Origin of the sequence: Nocardia sp. NPDC004654 (assembly GCF_040609595.1) — a bacterium.
Classification (GTDB): Bacteria; Actinomycetota; Actinomycetes; order Mycobacteriales; family Mycobacteriaceae; genus Nocardia.
This window is the reverse complement of record NZ_JBEXKI010000006.1, coordinates 147,352-163,788: the sequence shown is the minus strand read 5'-3', so window position 1 is coordinate 163,788 and position 16,437 is coordinate 147,352. Positions and strand designations below refer to the sequence as shown.

The 16,437-nt window shown below is 69.2% G+C and carries 20 protein-coding genes; 9 read left to right on the top strand and 11 right to left on the bottom strand.

Annotation, left to right across the window (positions count from 1 at the left end; genetic code table 11):
- Positions 1–58: 58 nt before the first annotated feature.
- Positions 59–1,159 (top strand): succinyl-diaminopimelate desuccinylase, encoded by a 1,101-nt coding sequence (gene dapE, locus ABZV58_RS21190; RefSeq protein WP_355001865.1) that lies wholly within the window; start codon positions 59–61, stop codon positions 1,157–1,159.
- Here dapE and ABZV58_RS21185 read toward each other — a convergent pair.
- Positions 1,138–1,917, bottom strand: a complete 780-nt coding sequence (locus ABZV58_RS21185; protein WP_355002211.1) for an SDR family oxidoreductase — start codon at positions 1,915–1,917, stop codon at positions 1,138–1,140. The two genes, dapE and ABZV58_RS21185, sit on opposite strands and share 22 nt — an antisense overlap.
- 158 nt (positions 1,918–2,075) lie before the next feature.
- On the opposite strand from ABZV58_RS21185, the gene ABZV58_RS21180 reads away from it, so the two are divergent.
- The 4 genes from ABZV58_RS21180 to ABZV58_RS21165 all read left to right on the top strand — a co-directional run bounded on the left by ABZV58_RS21180 (position 2,076) and on the right by ABZV58_RS21165 (position 5,552).
- A complete protein-coding gene (locus tag ABZV58_RS21180) occupies positions 2,076–2,882 on the top strand; it encodes a TIGR00730 family Rossman fold protein (protein ID WP_355001864.1) in 807 nt (268 codons plus the stop codon).
- Complete coding sequence (locus ABZV58_RS21175) at positions 2,876–3,463, top strand: TIGR00730 family Rossman fold protein (RefSeq protein WP_355001863.1); 588 nt, start codon at positions 2,876–2,878, stop codon at positions 3,461–3,463. Before ABZV58_RS21180 ends, ABZV58_RS21175 begins: the two co-directional genes overlap by 7 nt.
- A 269-nt stretch (positions 3,464–3,732) precedes the next feature.
- The gene (gene folP / locus ABZV58_RS21170) at positions 3,733–4,617 is read left to right on the top strand and encodes a dihydropteroate synthase (protein WP_355001862.1); all 885 of its coding nucleotides are present in this window, start codon (positions 3,733–3,735) and stop codon (positions 4,615–4,617) included.
- On the top strand, positions 4,614–5,552 hold the full coding sequence (locus tag ABZV58_RS21165) for a glucosyl-3-phosphoglycerate synthase (protein WP_355001861.1): 939 nt from the start codon (positions 4,614–4,616) through the stop codon (positions 5,550–5,552). The genes folP and ABZV58_RS21165 overlap by 4 nt, the downstream gene beginning before the upstream one ends.
- 1 nt (position 5,553) lies before the next feature.
- On the opposite strand, the gene ABZV58_RS21160 is transcribed toward ABZV58_RS21165, so the two are convergent.
- The 6 genes from ABZV58_RS21160 to sigE form a co-directional block, all read right to left on the bottom strand.
- Positions 5,554–5,784: a hypothetical protein gene (locus tag ABZV58_RS21160; protein WP_355001860.1), complete on the bottom strand. Its 231-nt coding sequence runs from the start codon at positions 5,782–5,784 to the stop codon at positions 5,554–5,556.
- Positions 5,785–6,039: 255 nt separating this feature from the next.
- Positions 6,040–6,897 carry a hypothetical protein gene (locus ABZV58_RS21155; protein WP_355001859.1) on the bottom strand — a complete coding sequence of 286 codons (858 nt, stop codon included), beginning with the start codon at positions 6,895–6,897 and terminating at the stop codon, positions 6,040–6,042.
- 124 nt (positions 6,898–7,021) lie between these two features.
- The gene (tatB, locus tag ABZV58_RS21150) at positions 7,022–7,438 is read right to left on the bottom strand and encodes a Sec-independent protein translocase protein TatB (RefSeq protein ID WP_067788474.1); all 417 of its coding nucleotides are present in this window, start codon (positions 7,436–7,438) and stop codon (positions 7,022–7,024) included.
- 33 nt (positions 7,439–7,471) lie between these two features.
- Positions 7,472–9,034: a trypsin-like peptidase domain-containing protein gene (locus ABZV58_RS21145; RefSeq protein ID WP_355001858.1), complete on the bottom strand. Its 1,563-nt coding sequence runs from the start codon at positions 9,032–9,034 to the stop codon at positions 7,472–7,474.
- Positions 9,035–9,044: 10 nt separating this feature from the next.
- Positions 9,045–9,464: a hypothetical protein gene (locus tag ABZV58_RS21140; protein ID WP_355001857.1), complete on the bottom strand. Its 420-nt coding sequence runs from the start codon at positions 9,462–9,464 to the stop codon at positions 9,045–9,047.
- Positions 9,465–9,522: 58 nt separating this feature from the next.
- The gene (gene sigE / locus ABZV58_RS21135) at positions 9,523–10,140 is read right to left on the bottom strand and encodes an RNA polymerase sigma factor SigE (protein WP_355002210.1); all 618 of its coding nucleotides are present in this window, start codon (positions 10,138–10,140) and stop codon (positions 9,523–9,525) included.
- A 342-nt stretch (positions 10,141–10,482) separates the two neighbouring features.
- On the opposite strand from sigE, the gene ABZV58_RS21130 reads away from it, so the two are divergent.
- The 3 genes from ABZV58_RS21130 (at position 10,483) to ABZV58_RS21120 (ending at position 11,902) form a co-directional block, all read left to right on the top strand.
- Positions 10,483–11,115 carry an O-methyltransferase gene (locus ABZV58_RS21130; RefSeq protein WP_355001856.1) on the top strand — a complete coding sequence of 211 codons (633 nt, stop codon included), beginning with the start codon at positions 10,483–10,485 and terminating at the stop codon, positions 11,113–11,115.
- 227 nt (positions 11,116–11,342) lie between these two features.
- Positions 11,343–11,588, top strand: a complete 246-nt coding sequence (locus tag ABZV58_RS21125; RefSeq protein WP_355001855.1) for a hypothetical protein — start codon at positions 11,343–11,345, stop codon at positions 11,586–11,588.
- Between the two features lie 104 nt (positions 11,589–11,692).
- Positions 11,693–11,902 carry a hypothetical protein gene (locus ABZV58_RS21120; protein WP_355001854.1) on the top strand — a complete coding sequence of 70 codons (210 nt, stop codon included), beginning with the start codon at positions 11,693–11,695 and terminating at the stop codon, positions 11,900–11,902.
- A 12-nt stretch (positions 11,903–11,914) separates the two neighbouring features.
- Here ABZV58_RS21120 and glgC read toward each other — a convergent pair whose 3' ends face one another.
- A complete protein-coding gene (gene glgC / locus ABZV58_RS21115) occupies positions 11,915–13,129 on the bottom strand; it encodes a glucose-1-phosphate adenylyltransferase (RefSeq protein ID WP_355001853.1) in 1,215 nt (404 codons plus the stop codon).
- 137 nt (positions 13,130–13,266) lie between these two features.
- On the opposite strand from glgC, the gene glgA reads away from it, so the two are divergent.
- Positions 13,267–14,436 (top strand): glycogen synthase, encoded by a 1,170-nt coding sequence (glgA, locus tag ABZV58_RS21110; RefSeq protein WP_355002209.1) that lies wholly within the window; start codon positions 13,267–13,269, stop codon positions 14,434–14,436.
- Positions 14,437–14,652: 216 nt separating this feature from the next.
- On the opposite strand, the gene ABZV58_RS21105 is transcribed toward glgA, so the two are convergent.
- The 3 genes from ABZV58_RS21105 to ABZV58_RS21095 all read right to left on the bottom strand — a co-directional run bounded on the left by ABZV58_RS21105 (position 14,653) and on the right by ABZV58_RS21095 (position 16,402).
- The gene (locus ABZV58_RS21105; protein ID WP_355001852.1) at positions 14,653–15,510 is read right to left on the bottom strand and encodes a putative RNA methyltransferase; all 858 of its coding nucleotides are present in this window, start codon (positions 15,508–15,510) and stop codon (positions 14,653–14,655) included.
- Complete coding sequence (locus ABZV58_RS21100; protein ID WP_011211259.1) at positions 15,497–15,664, bottom strand: DUF3117 domain-containing protein; 168 nt, start codon at positions 15,662–15,664, stop codon at positions 15,497–15,499. Before ABZV58_RS21100 ends, ABZV58_RS21105 begins: the two co-directional genes overlap by 14 nt.
- A gap of 102 nt (positions 15,665–15,766) precedes the next feature.
- Positions 15,767–16,402, bottom strand: a complete 636-nt coding sequence (locus tag ABZV58_RS21095) for a DNA-3-methyladenine glycosylase I (protein WP_355001851.1) — start codon at positions 16,400–16,402, stop codon at positions 15,767–15,769.
- Positions 16,403–16,437 lie beyond the last annotated feature (35 nt).

Sequence of the window (16,437 nt, the reverse complement as noted above, 5' to 3'; positions counted from 1 at the left end):
CAGCGGTGCGCCACCTCCGGGCTGGGGAGCCGCGGCACCTCGCTCGTAGGCTGAGAGCGTGACCATCGACCTGTCTGCCGATCCCATCGCTCTCACCGCCGCGCTCGTCGACATCCCGAGCGTGTCACTGGACGAGAAGGCGATCACCGATGTCGTCGAGCGGGCGTTGCGCGAGCAGACCAAGGGCTTCGAGGTCGTGCGGCACGGGAATGTGGTGCTGGCCAGGACCGATCGGGGCCTGCCGACGCGGGTGATCCTGGCCGGGCACCTGGACACCGTGCCGATCGCGGACAACGTGCCCAGCCGGTTCGACAAGGACGAGAACGGCCAGGAGCTGCTCTACGGTTGCGGCACCGTCGACATGAAATCCGGTGACGCGGTGTTCCTGCATCTCGCCGCGACGATCGCCGAGCCGGTGCACGACCTGACACTGATCTTCTACGACGGCGAGGAGATCGCCGCCGAACACAACGGCCTCGGCCACATCGAGCGCGACCTGCCCGAATGGCTCGAGGGCGACCTGGCGATCCTGGGCGAACCTTCGGGCGGCTGGGTCGAGGCGGGCTGCCAGGGCACCCTGCGTGCCAGGCTGGCCACCACGGGCGTGCGCGCGCACTCGGCGCGTTCGTGGATGGGCGACAACGCGATTCACCGACTGGCCCCTGTTCTGCAACGGCTGGCCGCCTACCAGCCGCGGCAGGTCGACATCGATGGCTGTCTCTACCGCGAGGGCCTCTCGGCGACCAGCATGTTCGCGGGTGTGGCGGGCAATGTCATTCCCGACGCCGCCGAGATGGAATTGAACTTCCGCTTCGCGCCCGACCGCGATATCGACCAGGCCATCGGCCACGTGCGCGAGGTCTTCGACGGTATCGACGCCACGATCGACCTCGTCGACGCGGCGCCCGGCGCGCTCCCGGGTCTCACCGCGCCCGCCGCCGCCGATCTGATCGCCTCGGTGAACGGCCACGGCGGCGGCGGGGTGCGCGCGAAGTACGGCTGGACCGACGTGTCCCGCTTCGCCGCCCGCGGCATCCCCGCCGTCAACTTCGGCCCCGGTGACCCCAACCTCGCGCACAAGCGCGACGAGCACCTGCCGACCGCCCAGATCACCGCGGTCGCCGCCATGCTGCGCAACTACCTGACAGGCGCAGCCTGATCCTTCGCGAGCTGTTCGGCGAGGAATTCCGCCCAGGTGCGCTTGCCCTGTTCGGCGGTGTCCAGGTTCAAGTTCGCGCCCGCACGATAGAGACGGCCGACCTTCCCCGGAACGCGCACCGGCAGCAGCGCGCGACGCTTGCCCGTGGCACGCAGGTAGTCGCGGATCATGTCGCTCAGCGTGCGCACCTCTGGCCCGGCCAGATCGGCGACGCGTCCGGCGGGCTCGTCGAGGGTCAGGTCGACCAGCCGCGCCGCCACTTCGCGCGAATCCACCGACTGCCACCGCAACCCGCCCGGCGCCGGAACGACCGGTAGCTTCGCCATGGCGCGCACGGTCTTCAGCGCCAAGTCGTGGAACTGGGCCGCGCGCAGGACGGTGTACGGCACACCCGAGCCGATGACGGCCTGTTCCGCCTCGTACTTGGCGCGGAAATAGCCGAGCGGCAACTCTTCCGCGGCGATGACGCCGATGTACACGAGGTGCCGCACCCCTTGCGCGGCCTGGACCAGATTGTGGGTTGCCACATCGTCGCCCTTGGGCCCGCCCGCCAGGTGCAGGATGGTGTCCACGCCCGCGACTGCCGCGGTGATGCCCGCGCCGGTCAGCAGATCGCCGGTCACGTACTCGATGCCCGCGGCGGCCGGACGCGGTGCGCGGCTGAGCACCCGGACATCGCGGCCCGCGGCGCGGAGCAGCGGGACGACGTGCTTGCCGAGGGTGCCGGTGCCGCCGGTAACGAGAATGGTCATGGTGATCTCCCATCGTCGGATTCGCTGCGCCGGTGTCGTTCCGACTCACCAAGACGACGACGCGGGACCCCGGAGTGTGACACCGGTATCCGACACCGCGGGTGTGCCGCACGTTCACCGACTCGCACCGCCCGCGGCGCGTACGGCCCGGTAGCGTGGAGCGCATGTCCACCGACGCCGCCGATCACGAGGTCGCCAGTAAGCCGAAGTCGACAGCGAAATTCCGCGGACCGATAATGTTCCGCCGCGATCGCAAACCCGGCGGTACCGCCGACCGGAACCTCCTCGATCAGCGCGGGGACAGCGACTGGGTGCACACCGACCCCTGGCGGGTGCTGCGCATCCAGGCCGAGTTCGTCGAGGGTTTCGGCGCGCTGGCCGAGGTGCCGCGTGCGGTCACGGTCTTCGGTTCCGCGCGCACGCCGATCGACCACCCCGAATATCAGGCGGGCATGGCCATCGGCGGCGCGCTCGCCAGGGCCGGTTTCGCGGTGATCACCGGCGGCGGCCCCGGTGCGATGGAGGCCGCCAACCGCGGCGCGTGCGAGGCGGGCGGCTACTCGATCGGCCTCGGCATCGAGCTGCCGTTCGAGCAGAGCCTCAACGAATGGGTCGATCTCGGCATCAACTTCCGCTACTTCTTCGTCCGCAAGACGATGTTCGTGAAGTATTCCGAGGCCTTCATCTGCCTGCCCGGCGGTTTCGGCACTCTGGACGAGTTGTTCGAAGCGCTCACGCTGGTACAGACCCGCAAGATCACCCGCTTCCCGATCATCCTCTTCGGCACCAAATACTGGTCGGGACTGGTGGATTGGCTGCGCGGTTCGCTGCAAGGGTCGGGCAAGATCGCACCGGCCGATCTCGACCTGATCCACGTCACCGATCACGTGGACGAGGTCGTCGAGATCATCATGCGGGCGGCCGCCGAACGCTCCGACATCGACACCCTCGGCACGGAGGACAAGTGGTGACCGAGGTTCCGCTCGAGGTCACCGTCCCGTATGCCGTCTGCGTCTACTGCTCGGCGAGCACCGCCGACTCCGGCGCACTGGCGCTCGCCGCCCGGGTCGGCACCGAGATCGCCCGGCGCGGTTGGCAATTGGTGTCCGGTGGCGGCCACGTCTCGATGATGGGCGCCGTCGCCACCGCGGCACGGGCGGGCGGCGCGAACACCATCGGCGTGATCCCGAAACCTCTGGTGCACAAGGAAGTCGCGGACGTCGACGCCGACGAACTGGTGGTCACCGACACCATGCGCCAGCGCAAACAGGTCATGGAGGACCGCGCCGACGCCTTCCTCACACTGCCCGGCGGGATCGGCACGCTCGAGGAGTTCTTCGAGACCTGGACCGGCGGCTATCTCGGCCAGCACGCCAAGCCGGTGGTCGTGCTCGATCCGAACGGCTTCTACGACGGCCTTTTCCGGTGGATCGACGAACTCTACGAGCGAAAGTTCGTCTCCCGCTTCGCCATGGAGCGGATCACCGTGGCCAACGACCTGTCCGCCGCGTTCGCGGCGCTGAAACCGGAACCTATGCCGGGCCTGAGCTAGCGCGTCGAGGACGAGACGCGCAGACGGCGCGACGGTCGGCTGCTCGACTATCACCACCGTGACCAGGTGCTTGTGCGTACTGCTGGACAGTGTGGTGAACGCCGTGGCCACCCGCCGAGGTCGAGGGCGCGCTCGGCGGGCACGAGGCCGTCGAGCGCACTGGTGTTCGGCGTCGACGGCACGACGAAAAGCGGTGCGGCGATCGTGCTGCGTACGACGACTGCGCCGCGGGCCGCGTGCCGAAGAGCCGAGCCGCTACAGTCGAGGGCATGTTCAGCCCGCCCGCCGTACCGCCTCCCACGCTGTGCGGCAAACCGGTGGCGACGGATCGGGCGCTGGTCATGGCGATCGTCAACCGGACCCCCGACTCGTTCTACGACCGCGGAGCGACCTTCACCGACGCGGCGGCCATGGACGCGGTCGCCCGCGCCGTCGACGAAGGCGCCGATCTCGTCGACATCGGGGGAGTGAAGGCGGGACCAGGCACCGTGGTCGACGCCGCCGAGGAGACGCGCCGGGTGGTGCCGTTCGTCGCGGCGATCCGCGCCGCCTTTCCCGAGCTGCTGATCAGCGTCGACACCTGGCGGTCGGAGGTTGCGCGGGCCGCGGTGGCCGAAGGCGCGGACCTGATCAACGACACCTGGGCGGGCGCGGATCCCGATCTGGTCGCGGTGGCCGCCGACCTCGGTGTCGGCATCGTGTGCAGCCACACCGGCGGCGCGGTGCCGCGTACCCGCCCGCATCGGGTCCGCTACACCGATGTGGTGAGCGAAGTCACCGACACGGTGGTCCGGGCCGCCGAGGACGCGCTCGCGGCGGGAGTGCGCAAGGATTCGATCCTGATCGATCCCACCCACGATTTCGGCAAGAACACCTATCACGGGCTCGAACTGTTGCGGGGAGTAGACGTTCTCGTAAATACCGGATGGCCGGTCTTGATGGCGCTGAGCAACAAGGATTTCATCGGGGAGACTCTTGGTGTCGGGCTCTCCGAGCGGCTGGAGGGCACCTTGGCGGCGACAGCGTGGTCCGCCGCCGTCGGCGCCCGAGTCTTCCGCGTCCACGAGGTCGCCGAAACCCGGCGTGTCGTGGACATGATCGCCGCGATCCAGGGCATCCGGCCCCCCGCACGAACCCTGCGAGGTCTGGTATGAAAATCCAACACCGCGAGTCCGCCTGGGTAAGCACGAATACCTGGGACACCCCCGAGTGGACGGTCGACGAGCTGGTCGACGCGAAGGACGGGCGCACCGTGTCGGTGGTGCTGCCCGCGCTGAACGAGGAGCGCACGGTCGCCGAGGTGGTGGCCAGTATCCGGCCGCTGCTCGGCACGCTGGTCGACGAACTGGTCGTGCTCGACTCCGGCTCCACCGACGCCACCGCCGAACGAGCCCGCGCTGCGGGCGCCGAGGTCATCAGCCGCGAGCAGGCGGTGCCCGAATTGGAGCCGCTGCCCGGCAAGGGCGAGGTGCTGTGGCGCTCGCTCGCGGTCACCGGCGGCGACCTGATCGCGTTCGTCGACTCCGATCTCATCGACCCCGACCCGGCCTTCGTGCCGAAACTGCTCGGCCCGCTGCTGCTGAACGACGACATGCACCTGGTGAAGGCCTACTACCGCCGCCCGCTGCGGCAGGGTGGCGCGGTGGACGCGCACGGCGGCGGACGCGTCACCGAGTTGGTCGCGCGTCCGCTGCTCGCCGCGCTGCGCCCGGAACTCTGCGCGGTCCTGCAACCGCTCAGCGGCGAATACGCCGGTACTCGCGAACTGCTCACCTCGGTGCCCTTCGCCCCCGGCTACGGCGTCGAGATCGGCCTGCTGCTCGACACCTACGACCGCGTCGGCATGTCGGCCATCGGCCAGGTCAACCTGGGTGTGCGGACCCACCGCAACCGCCCGCTCGGCGATCTCGGCGTGATGAGCCGCCAGATCCTCGGCACCGTTCTCGGCCGCAGCGGAATCGCCGACTCCGGCGCCGCCCTCACCCAATTTCCCCTCGTTGGTGACGCGTTCACGGCGCACAGCACGGAGGTCTGCCTGACCGACCGGCCGCCGATGAACACGCTGCGCCCATCGCGAGCAGCGGCGTAAGTCAGGACTCGCTGCGAGACTCCCCGCCGGACACCTCGGCCGCCGCCAGCTCGCCTTCGGCCTGCGAGTCGCCCGCCTCTCCGCAGTCCCGCCCCTTCTCGTCGGCGAGCCGAGCTTGAATCGCCGCGACGGTCAACTGCTCCGAAGAATTCGGCCGCCGCAGCACCGCGACGAGCACGCCGACGGTGATGGCGACGAAGACGGCCAGACCGACGATCACGATGGTGTTCATCGCGTCCTCCCCGAACGAGCGCCCGGATCAGCCTCGCGCGCAACCGATCCCCGGAATGCGCGGCTTTCGATAGTGGAAGACATTGGGCACTCACCTACTCGAACAAATAGTTATCTACTAGCTATCTAAACATCGAGCGGGTATCTGTAACCCACAGGGTCGCGTGACATGCGACACACTGCGGAAATAGCCGGTCATTCCGCGCAAACCCGGCACGCGACAAGGGAAACGGCGGTCCTCGGTTATCGATCCGCATCACCGCCGCGGCCGGGCGTTGATCGGCCGGGGATCGGCGTCGTGCCGGTACACGGGCGTGAGCAGGTCGACGTCCACGGGCTCGCCGGTGGTTCGGTCGTACCGCACCGCGATGAGCACCGAGAAGAGGTGGTTGGCCGCCCGCTCGTGCAGCGTGGCCAGCCGGGTGGCGAGCAGCCGCACCGCGCCGAGTGATCCGGGCGGATGCAGTCCGTCGATGATCAGACACGTTCCGCGACCGTCGGGCCGGGGCAGGCGGGCCAGGTACGCGATGTCGTGCGGGTCGGGGCCGCCCGGGCGGTACACGCGCCGAGCGGCCCTGTCCTCGATGCCGCGGCGCGCGTCGCCCGCCCTGGCCACCGCACGGCGCAGCCGGGGATCGGCGGCGATGAGTTGTCGCACGCTGGGGGACAATTCGGGTCCGCCGACGACGATCAGCCCGTCCCGGTTCAGGTCCACCGGCCTGCCCGGCAGGAACCGTTCGATCGAGGCGGCGAACCCGAGTTCGTGCAGTAGCTCGACAAGCCGGTGTGCCGCACCGGGATCCGGCGCGCCGAGCACCCGGCCCGCGCGCACCTCCGGTACCAGCACGGTGAGCGTCCCGTGGCCGAAGAACAGCCCTTCCGGGGCCGGGCCCTGGGTGCTCACCTGATGGATGCGGGCGCGGGAAAGACCCGCCGCCGCACCGATTCTGGCGAAGGTCCAGCCCTCGGCGTGAAGTTCCCGGATGACCGCCCTGCGGATCCTGGTGAGTTCGTTGATCGTCTGCTGCGCCGCCGCCACCCCGTCGGTGGCCGCCTTGAGTCTCTCGACCTTGTCCTCGATTGCGAAGACTCGCGCCACGTCATCGGCCGACATGTGCGAAGTCTAGACAGCTCGACAGCCTCGCGGGTCTAGTCTCGTTGACATCGCGTACTACCAGACGGCTCAGTCTGTTTCGGCTCGACGGCGTTTCGCGCGGACTCGCCGGGCGAAACGCCGATCAGGTGGCGTCGGAGTCGATCGGCGGACGTTCGTTGCGCTCCAACGGTTTTTCCAGCTTCGGCATCGGATAGTCCGGCATGCCACTGCTCGTGCCGTACAGATCGTCCTTGGTCGGCACGGCCTTCTCCAGGTTGCGCAGCACCGAATCGTCGCCGTTCAGCAGGTGCTTGGTGACCATCGAGCGCGGCGTCATCCCGCGCAGTTCGTTCAGGTCGGCCAGTGGCTTGCGCAGATCCTCGAAATCGGGACCGAGTTCGTCCTTCAGCTGCGCTGTCGCCCCGCTGGCGTAGTCGCGGACCTTACGCAGACTGTCGATGGTCCAGCGCACGGCGCCGGGCAGACGCTCCGGGCCGAGGATGACGAGGGCGGCGACGAGCAGAATCATCATCTCGGGCCAGCCGATGTTGCTGAACACGAATCCAGGCTACCTGTGCGTCGGACCAGCGGTTCAGTCGGATTCCAACGTCACAGGCACGTCCACCTGCCTGCCATCGCGGATCAACTGCACGTTCACCGTCTCACCGATCTCGCGGGACTGCACCGCGACGGTCAGCTCCTCCGGCCCGGTGACCTCCCGATCGCCGACCCGCACGATCACGTCGCCCTCGACGATGCCCGCCTTCGCCGCCGGACCGTTCGGCGCGACATCGGCCACCGCCGCGCCGCTCATCACTTCGTTGGCGACGGTCTTGGTGCGCGCCGAGATGCCGATCACGGGGTGGTTCATCTTGCCGGTCCGGATCAGGTTCTGCGCGACCTCGGTCATGGTGTCGACCGGGATGGCGAAGCCGAGGCCGACCGAGCCGCCCGTCTCGCTGCGGATGGCGGTGTTGATGCCGACGACCCGGCCGTCCATGTCGACCAGCGCGCCGCCGGAGTTGCCCGGGTTGATCGCGGCGTCGGTCTGCACGGCGTCGATCACCGCGTTGGTGTCGCTGCCCTCGCCGGACAGCTTCACCGGACGGTGCAGCGCGCTGACGATGCCGGAGGTGACGGTCTTGCTCAGGCCGAGCGGTGAACCGACGGCCAGCACGTCGTCGCCCACCTGCACGTCTTCGGACTTGCCCAGCTTGGCGACCGTGAGGTTCTTCACGTCGACCCTGAGCACGGCGAGATCGGTCTTGGGATCGCGGCCGACGATGTCGGCGGGCACCCGGCTGCCGTCGGAGAAGGTGACCTGGATCGCGGCGCGGTCGCTCTTGTCCTGGGCGGCCATCGAGATGACGTGGTTGTTGGTCACCACATAGCCCGCGCCGTCGATGACGACGCCCGAGCCGGTCGCGCCGTTGTCGCCGACGGTGACGCGGATGGAGACCACCGAGGGCAGCACCGCGTTGGCGACCTGCGCGATCTGACCGTGCGGACGTTCGATGTCGTCGGTCTGCTCCAGCGTGACCTTACGCGAGGTGAGATTGGTGGTCTGCTCGGCGGTGAGCCTGCCGACCAGCCCGCCGAGCACGCCGATGCCGAGCGCGATCGCGGCGAGCAGGGCCAGCGCCTTGGGCGCGACCCTGGACCCGAAGAGCACCTCGCGCACGCTCAGCTTGCGGGACCGGGGCAGCGGCTCCGGCCGCGGCGTCGGCACCGCGGGCGCGCCGAGGCGGGCGCCCGCGGTCGGATCGCGCCAGGGGTCGGCGGGGCCCGCGGGCGCGGGAGCGTTCTCGACCGCGTCGGGATCGCGCTGGAGCAGCTCGTCGGAGCCCTCCGGCCTGCCGAACGCCTCGGCGAGCACCGCGTCGGGCGGACGGTTCTGCAACTCGGGGCCGAGCGCGGGCGCGCCGGCACCCGCGCGCGGCGGGGTGTACTCGGCGAAGGAACCGGACGTGCCCGTCGGGCGCCGGAAGGCGCGGGCGGTATGCGTGTCGACATGGGGCCGGACGACCGGCCGCGGACCGAGCACGGGCGCGTCCGACGGCCTCAGGTTCCCCCTGCTGGCCGCCGAATCGGAGGTGTCACTGGCGGTGAGGCGCGAGTCCGACACAGATCCGGTGTTCGTCGATTCGGTGGTCACGCGGCAAACTCTACTTGCGCCACCACGTGGTCCACCGGGTCGCGGTGAACGAATCCGGCAGAAAACCGAAAACTGCCTCGTTGCGGGCGTTCCCGGACGGATGACCCTGGTTGTTCGACGCGCCGCCGGGCAACTCGGCGAGCGGAATCCGGGTCAAGCTGTCGTGCAACCCGGTGGGGACCGCGATGGGTCCGGACTGGCGCAGCGCGAACCGCGCCTGCTGCTGCGCGTCCACCTCGGCGGCGCACTCCGGGCAGACCGAAAGATGCTGGGCGGCGCGCAAATAGGCGTTCATGCGCAGCTCGCCGTCGACGTAGGCGACGATGGCCTCGCTGGCCAGATGTTCGGTGGGCGCGAAGCGCGGTGACCTGCCTGGCGTCCGTCGGTCCCCGCGAGCGGGACGACCGGACGTGCTGGACTCGCCACTCATGCGGTGCTCACCCTTCCAACGACATCCTTCGGCCCGGGCGTCGCCGGTGCCCGGCGAATCACCCGATGTTCGTGTCAGCGGCCAACCGCTGCTGAGATCCATTATGCGCAAGATGCTCGCGCAGTGCCTGACGCCCGCGGTGGATCCGGCTGCGCACGGTGCCCAGCTTCACACCGAGCGTAGCGCCGATCTCCTCGTACGACAGACCCTCGATGTCACACAGCACGACGGCGGCGCGGAACTCCGGCGCCAGCGCGTCCAAAGCGGATTGCAGGTCGGGATCCAGGCGCGCGTCGTGATAGGCCTGCTCGGGGCCGGGGCCCTCGGCGGGCACGCGGTCGTAGTCCTCGGGCAGCGCCTCCATGCGGATGCGGTTACGACGGCGCACCATGTCCAGGAACAGGTTGGTCGTGATGCGGTGCAGCCAGCCCTCGAAGGTGCCCGGCTGATAGTTCGACAGCGAGCGGAACACGCGGATGAAGGTCTCCTGGGTGAGATCCTCGGCGTCCTGCGCGTCGCCGGAAAGACGGTAGGCCAGCCGGTAGACCCGGTCGGCGTGTTCGCGGACCAGATCGTCCCAGGACGGCATGACCGAGCGATCGCCCGTCGCGTCGAACGCGGCCGTGCCGGTCAGCTCGACATCGAGGTCCTCGGCCTGCTCGGCCTCGAACGGCATGATGTGGTCGGGGAGGGTGGCGTACTCGGAGTGCCCATGCGGAGCCGCAAACGAACCTTTGACCATGTGGATGGGGCTACCTCCTGCTCGGGACCGTAAACTCGGGACTCCCGTTTCGGTCCGGATCTCGAACCGTCGCGTACGGAATACAACCGACTACCCGTATGTCGTTGTTCCCGCGTCCCGCGTATCGCGGTCGGCTGGTCTTGCGTGCCCTTACTCTTTCCTGTCCCGATATGGCGGGGATATGGAGATCCTGAGGGACACCTGAGAAAACCGATCCGCCGCGAAAGCGCGTTGTCGGAACGCCGAGACAACGCGCGCCGCATTAGCCTCTTAGGCGTGGCATCGAACCTGGAGCGAAATCTCTCCTACGTGGAAGAATCCGTCGTGGAGGACGAGATCCTCGTCAGCGCGCGCGAGCGGGCCACCGAGCTGGGCGCGGCACCGGTGCCGCCGTCGGTCGGTGCCCTGCTGAGCATGTACGCCCAGCTGCTCGGTGCGCGCGCGGTCGTCGAGGTCGGGACCGGCGCGGGCATCAGCGGCCTGTGGCTGCTCGACGGCATGCGCGAGGACGGCACGCTGACCACGATCGATTCCGAGCCGGAGCATCAGCGCGCGGCCAAGGAGGCGTTCCGCACCGCCGACATCCCGCCCGCCCGCACCAGGCTGATCAACGGGCGCGCGCTGGACGTGCTGCCCCGCCTCGCCGACGGCGCCTACGATCTGGTCTTCATCGATGCCGCTCCACTGGAGCACCCGCAGTACGTCGCCCAGGCGGTGCGGCTGCTGCGCGACGGCGGCGCCATCATCCTGCACAACGCGCTGCTCGGCGGCCGCGTCCCCGACCCGAGTCAGCGCGATGCCGCCACCCAGGCGGTGCGCGCCGCGACCCGCGCCATCGCCGAGGATCCCGAACTCACCTGCGTGCTGATCCCCGTCGGCGACGGATTGCTCTGCGCCTCACGCGGTTAGGCAGGGCCGGGGCCTACCTCCGCTCGGATTTCCGCGGTGATCCATCCGATACGACCGCTGACCGGATCGGGAAAGCGCCTCGGCGGTAGGGCAGTTGACATTCCGCTGATTCGGCGCGCCCGCTCCGGGTAACCGACGACCAGCCGGGGTGCGGGCGACCCCGTGCGACAGTCGTGCGAATCGTGCCGTAAAAACCCCGGCGCCGCAAGCGAATTCGGAGGTGTGCGGTGACTTGGGAACGGGCGGAGGATATCGTCCATTACGGCCATGTCGGACATGTGGTCGAGGAAAAGGGTTCACTGAATTGGGTGGTCGCCGGGTTGGGCTTTTTCGCCGCGGCGATTCTGCTCGTCGTGCTCGTGCTGCTCGTGGTGAGCAATGCCGATTTCGACACGGGGCCCGCGAAGGTGGTGCCGACCACCGGACCGTGTGAGCCCTTCTGCACCGGAACGCCCCCACCGCCCGCGCCCTGATTCCGGGCCGGAATTCTGGTAGGGCGCCACACTATTGGCGGTTTCGGTAACCGGGTGTCCCGTGGTGTGCTTGGGTGGGCCGGGGCCGTGCGGAGGACGAGCCGATGTTCTGGAACGACGACGATGACCGATCGAGGAACCGCGCACAAGACTGGGCGGGCGCGACTGTCGTGTTCGCCGTCCTGCTCGTGCTGGCGATCATGCTCGCGATTCTGGTCAGCACCGCCGATTTCGGCGAGGGCTCACGGTCGACGGTTCCGCGCACGCCGGGCTCCTGCCAGCCGTTCTGCACCGCGCCGCCGAGCGAGCCTTGATCAGCGGACGCGTCACACCCAAACGCCCTTGCCGACGGTCACCACACCGCGTTTGCTCACCGCGAACCGGTCGCGGTCGCGCTCCAAGTCGACGCCGATGATCTCGCCCTCGCCGACCACCACGTTCTTGTCCAGAATGGCGTGGCGCACCACCGCGCCCCTGCCGATGCGCACGCCGGGCATCAGCACGCTGCCCTCGACGGTGGCGCCGTCGTCGACCATCACGTTGGAACTCAGCACGGAATTGCGCACCGTCGCGGCGGACAGGATGCTGCCGGCGCCCACGATGCACTCCTGGGCGAGGCCGCCCTGGGCGAACTTGGCGGGCGGCAGGTTCTCGGCGGCGCCGCGGATCGGCCAGTGCTTGTTGTAGAGGTTGAACACCGGGTGCACCGAGACCAGATCCATGTGCGCGTCGTAGAAGGCGTCGATGGTCCCGACGTCGCGCCAGTAGCCGCGGTCGCGCTCGGTCGCGCCGGGCACCTCGTTGTCGGCGAAGTCGTATACCGCGGCCTGACCCGCCGCGACCAGCGCGGGAATGATGTCGCCGCCCATGTCGTGGTCGGAATCGGAGTTGTCCGCGTCGGCGCGGATCGAGTCGACGAGCACCTTGGTGGTGAAGACGTAGTTGCCCATCGACGCGAAGGTCACGTTCGGGTCGTCCGGCGTGCCCGGCGGATGGGCGGGCTTCTCCAGGAACTGGGTGATGCGGCCGGACTCGTCGGAATCGATGCAGCCGAACGCGCTCGCCTCGCTGCGCGGCACCCGGATGCCCGCCACGGTGACGCCCGCGCCGGAATCGATGTGGTGGGAGACCATCTGCTCCGGGTCCATCCGGTACACGTGGTCGGCGCCGAAGACCACGATGTAGTCCGGGTCCTCGTCGTAGATCAGGTTCAGCGACTGCATGATCGCGTCGGCGCTGCCGGTGTACCAGCGCGGGCCGAGGCGCTGCTGGGCGGGCACCGGCGTGATGTACTCGCCGGCGAAACCCGAGAGCCGCCAGGTCTGCGAGATGTGCCGGTCCAGCGAATGCGACTTGTATTGGGTGAGTACGCACAGGCGAAGGAAGCCCGCGTTCACCAGGTTGCTGAGCACGAAGTCGATGAGCCGGTACGCGCCCCCGAACGGGACCGCCGGCTTGGCGCGGTCGGCGGTGAGTGGAAACAGGCGCTTGCCCTCGCCACCGGCGAGCACGATCCCGAGTACGTGCGGCTGGCTCCTCACAGTGCCCAAACTACCGTGTCGTCAGGCCGCGGGTGGCCCCTGCCGAGCCGAGCGTCTAGTTTGGATCGGTGAGTTTCGGCACGGACGACGGGCACTCGGCAACGGGATCCGGCGAGCCGGGGGGCTTCCAGGACCGGTTGCGTGTCGCGATGTTGACCCGCGAATACCCACCCGAGGTGTACGGCGGCGCGGGCGTACACGTGACCCAGTTGACCGCCGAATTGCGGCGGCTCTGCGAGGTGACCGTGCACTGCATGGGCGCCGAGCGCGCCGATGCCGTGGTGCACCAATCGGATCCGACGCTCTACGCCGCCAACGCCGCGCTGCAGATGATGTCGGCGCAGCTGCGGATGGCCGACGCGGCGGGCGAGGTCGACGTGGTGCACTCGCACACCTGGTACACCGGCCTGGCCGGGCACCTGGCCGGTACCCTCTACGGCATCCCGCACATCCTCACCGCGCACTCGCTGGAGCCGCGGCGGCCGTGGAAGGCCGAGCAGCTCGGCGGCGGCTACCGCATCTCCTCGTGGTCGGAGCGCAACGCCATGGAGCACGCCGACGCCGTCATCGCGGTGAGCGAGGGCATGCGCCACGACGTGCTCGACGCCTACCCGGCGATCGACCCGAGCCGGGTCCACGTGGTGCACAACGGCATCGACGCCTCGCTGTGGCGGCCCGGCCCGCCCGCCGAGGGCGACCGGCAGATCCTGGACGAACTCGGCGTACGGACCGACCGTCCGATCGTCGCCTTCGTCGGCCGCATCACCCGGCAGAAGGGCGTCGGTCATCTGCTCGCCGCCGCGCGCGAGTTCGAGCCGGAGATCCAGCTGGTGCTCTGCGCGGGCGCGCCCGACACCAAGGAGCTGGAGGCCGAGACGGCCGCGGCGGTCGCCGAATTGCGGCGGCGGCGCGGGAACGTCCACTGGGTTCGGGAAATGCTGCCCACCGAGCAGATCCGGCAGATCCTCGCGGCGGCGAGCGTGTTCGTCTGCCCGTCGGTGTACGAGCCACTCGGCATCGTGAACCTGGAGGCCATGGCGTGCGCGACCGCCGTGGTCGCCTCCGATGTCGGCGGCATCCCCGAGGTGGTCGCCGACGGCGGCAATGGCAGACTCGTGCACTACGACGCGGGCGCGGCCGAGGAGTACGAGCGCGGCCTCGCGGCGGCGGTCAACGAGATCGCGGGCGATCCGATCCTGGCGGCCGAGTTCGGTGCGGCGGGCCGGGCGCGGGCGATCGCGGAATTCGACTGGTCGCGGATCGCCGAGCGGACCGTCGAGGTGTACGAGTACGTCCGCAAACCCTGAACGCCGCGCCCGGGGGAGGCGGGTGAACCTTCCTATGGTGGGGTTCTCCGGGCGGATACCTGCGGTGGGAGAGCATGGCCTGCTGGAGCGCCGTCACGGCAGGGGCAGGTGAGCCTTCCTATGGTGGGGTTCTCTGGACGAATACCTGCGATGAGAGAGCACGGCTTGCTCGAGCGCCGTCGCGGCACAAGAGCACCTGCCAGCAGGGCCCGAAAGTCAGCGGCGGGGGCGATACGTCGACACGGTGACCGAAGCGGTGACCTCGAGCTGCTCCGGCAGCGTGGCGAGACGCGGATCGCGCGCGTTCTCCGCGTGGTGCGCGGACGGACCCATGCCGACCACCTGCGCCACCGCCGCGTGGTCGAGTTTCATCGAATACTTCACGGCGACTCGCTCGACCGGCTCGAACAGCCCGGACATCGCCTCGGTGATGCGGCGGTCCTTGTCCGGGTCGACGGTCACCATGCCGAGCGGATCGATCAGCTCGCCGAGATGACGCGCGGTCGGCGCGGCGACGACGAAGCGGCCGTCCGCGTCGAGCACCCTGGCCACCTCGGCGGGATTGCGCGGCGCGAACACCGAGAGCACTCCCGTGAGTACGCCGTCGCGGACCGGCAGGCCGCGCCAGGCGTCGGCGAGCACCGCGGCGGCGCGAGGATGGGCGCGCGCGCAGCGGCGGGCGGCGGGTTTGGCCACGTCGATGGCGACGCCGCGGGCGTTCGGTGCGGCGTCCAGGGCCGCGGCCAGGTAATAGCCGGTGCCCGCGCCGATTTCCAGCAGACTCGCGGACCGGTCGTCGACCGGACCGACGGCGGTGGCGACCGCGTCGGCGATCGGGGCGAAATGCCCCTCGCCCTGGAAAGCGGCGCGGGCGTCCAGCATTGCCGCGGTGTCACCGGTCATTTTGGTCGACGCACCGGTCAGCAAGCTGACATAGCCCTGTTTGGCGATGTCGAAATTGTGGCCGCGGTCGCAGCGCAGCGCCCGATCCACCGCCTCGAGCCCGAGGCGGCATTCCGGGCAGGCCAGCAGACCCGCCACGTCAGCGAGTGCCGAGGGACTAGCTGGTGACACTCTTCAATTCGTCACCAAGCGCCGCTGCCTCATCCGGCGTGAGTTCGACGACCAGACGCCCGCCACCCTCGAGTGGAACCCGCATAACGATTCCACGCCCTTCCTTGGTTGCCTCGAGGGGACCGTCCCCGGTGCGGGGCTTCATGGCCGCCATCCTCTGCTCCCTCCAGATCTGCGCGGTTTTCTGCGCACTTTCTTGGAACTACAGTTGTCACCAACCAGGTAGCTCACCGGTATTTGGCGAGCTACACCGGTCCTATTCTTCCCTATCGCCGATGTGGACGGATACCTGAGTTCGAAATGTGATCGCTCGGGCGGTGTTGTGCGGGTCACTTCCGACCCAGCAATCGGCCAGGTGATCGTCCACCATTCCCGTTGCTTGCATCAGCGCGTAGGCGGTGGTCGGTCCGACGAAACGGAACCCGCGCCGCTTCAATTCTTTTGCCAGAGCGATGGATTCGGGACTGGTCGCGGGAACGTCGGCGATGATCTTCGGACGCGGTCGAGGCGGCGGCGCGAACGACCAGATCAACTCGTCGAGGCCGCGGTCGAGCGCGCGGGCAGCGCGCGCGTTGGCGATGGCGGCTTCGATCTTGGCGCGGTTGCGGACGATGCCGGGATCGTCGAGCAGGCGGGCCACATCGGCGTCGTCGAACGCGGCGACCCTCTCGATGGAGAAGTCGGCGAACGCGGCACGGAAGGCCGGGCGCTTGCGCAGGATCGTGATCCACGACAGACCCGATTGGAACGCCTCGAGGCAGACCCGCTCGAACATCGCGTCGGGGCCGCGCAGCGGCTCGCCCCATTCGAAGTCGTGATAGTCGCGGTAGAGCTGAGAGGACTCCGCCCACGGGCAGCGGATCCTGCCGTCGGCGGCGAGCGGGGCGGTCACGGCTGTTCGCGGGTGCTCGGCGCGGGCCACGGCGT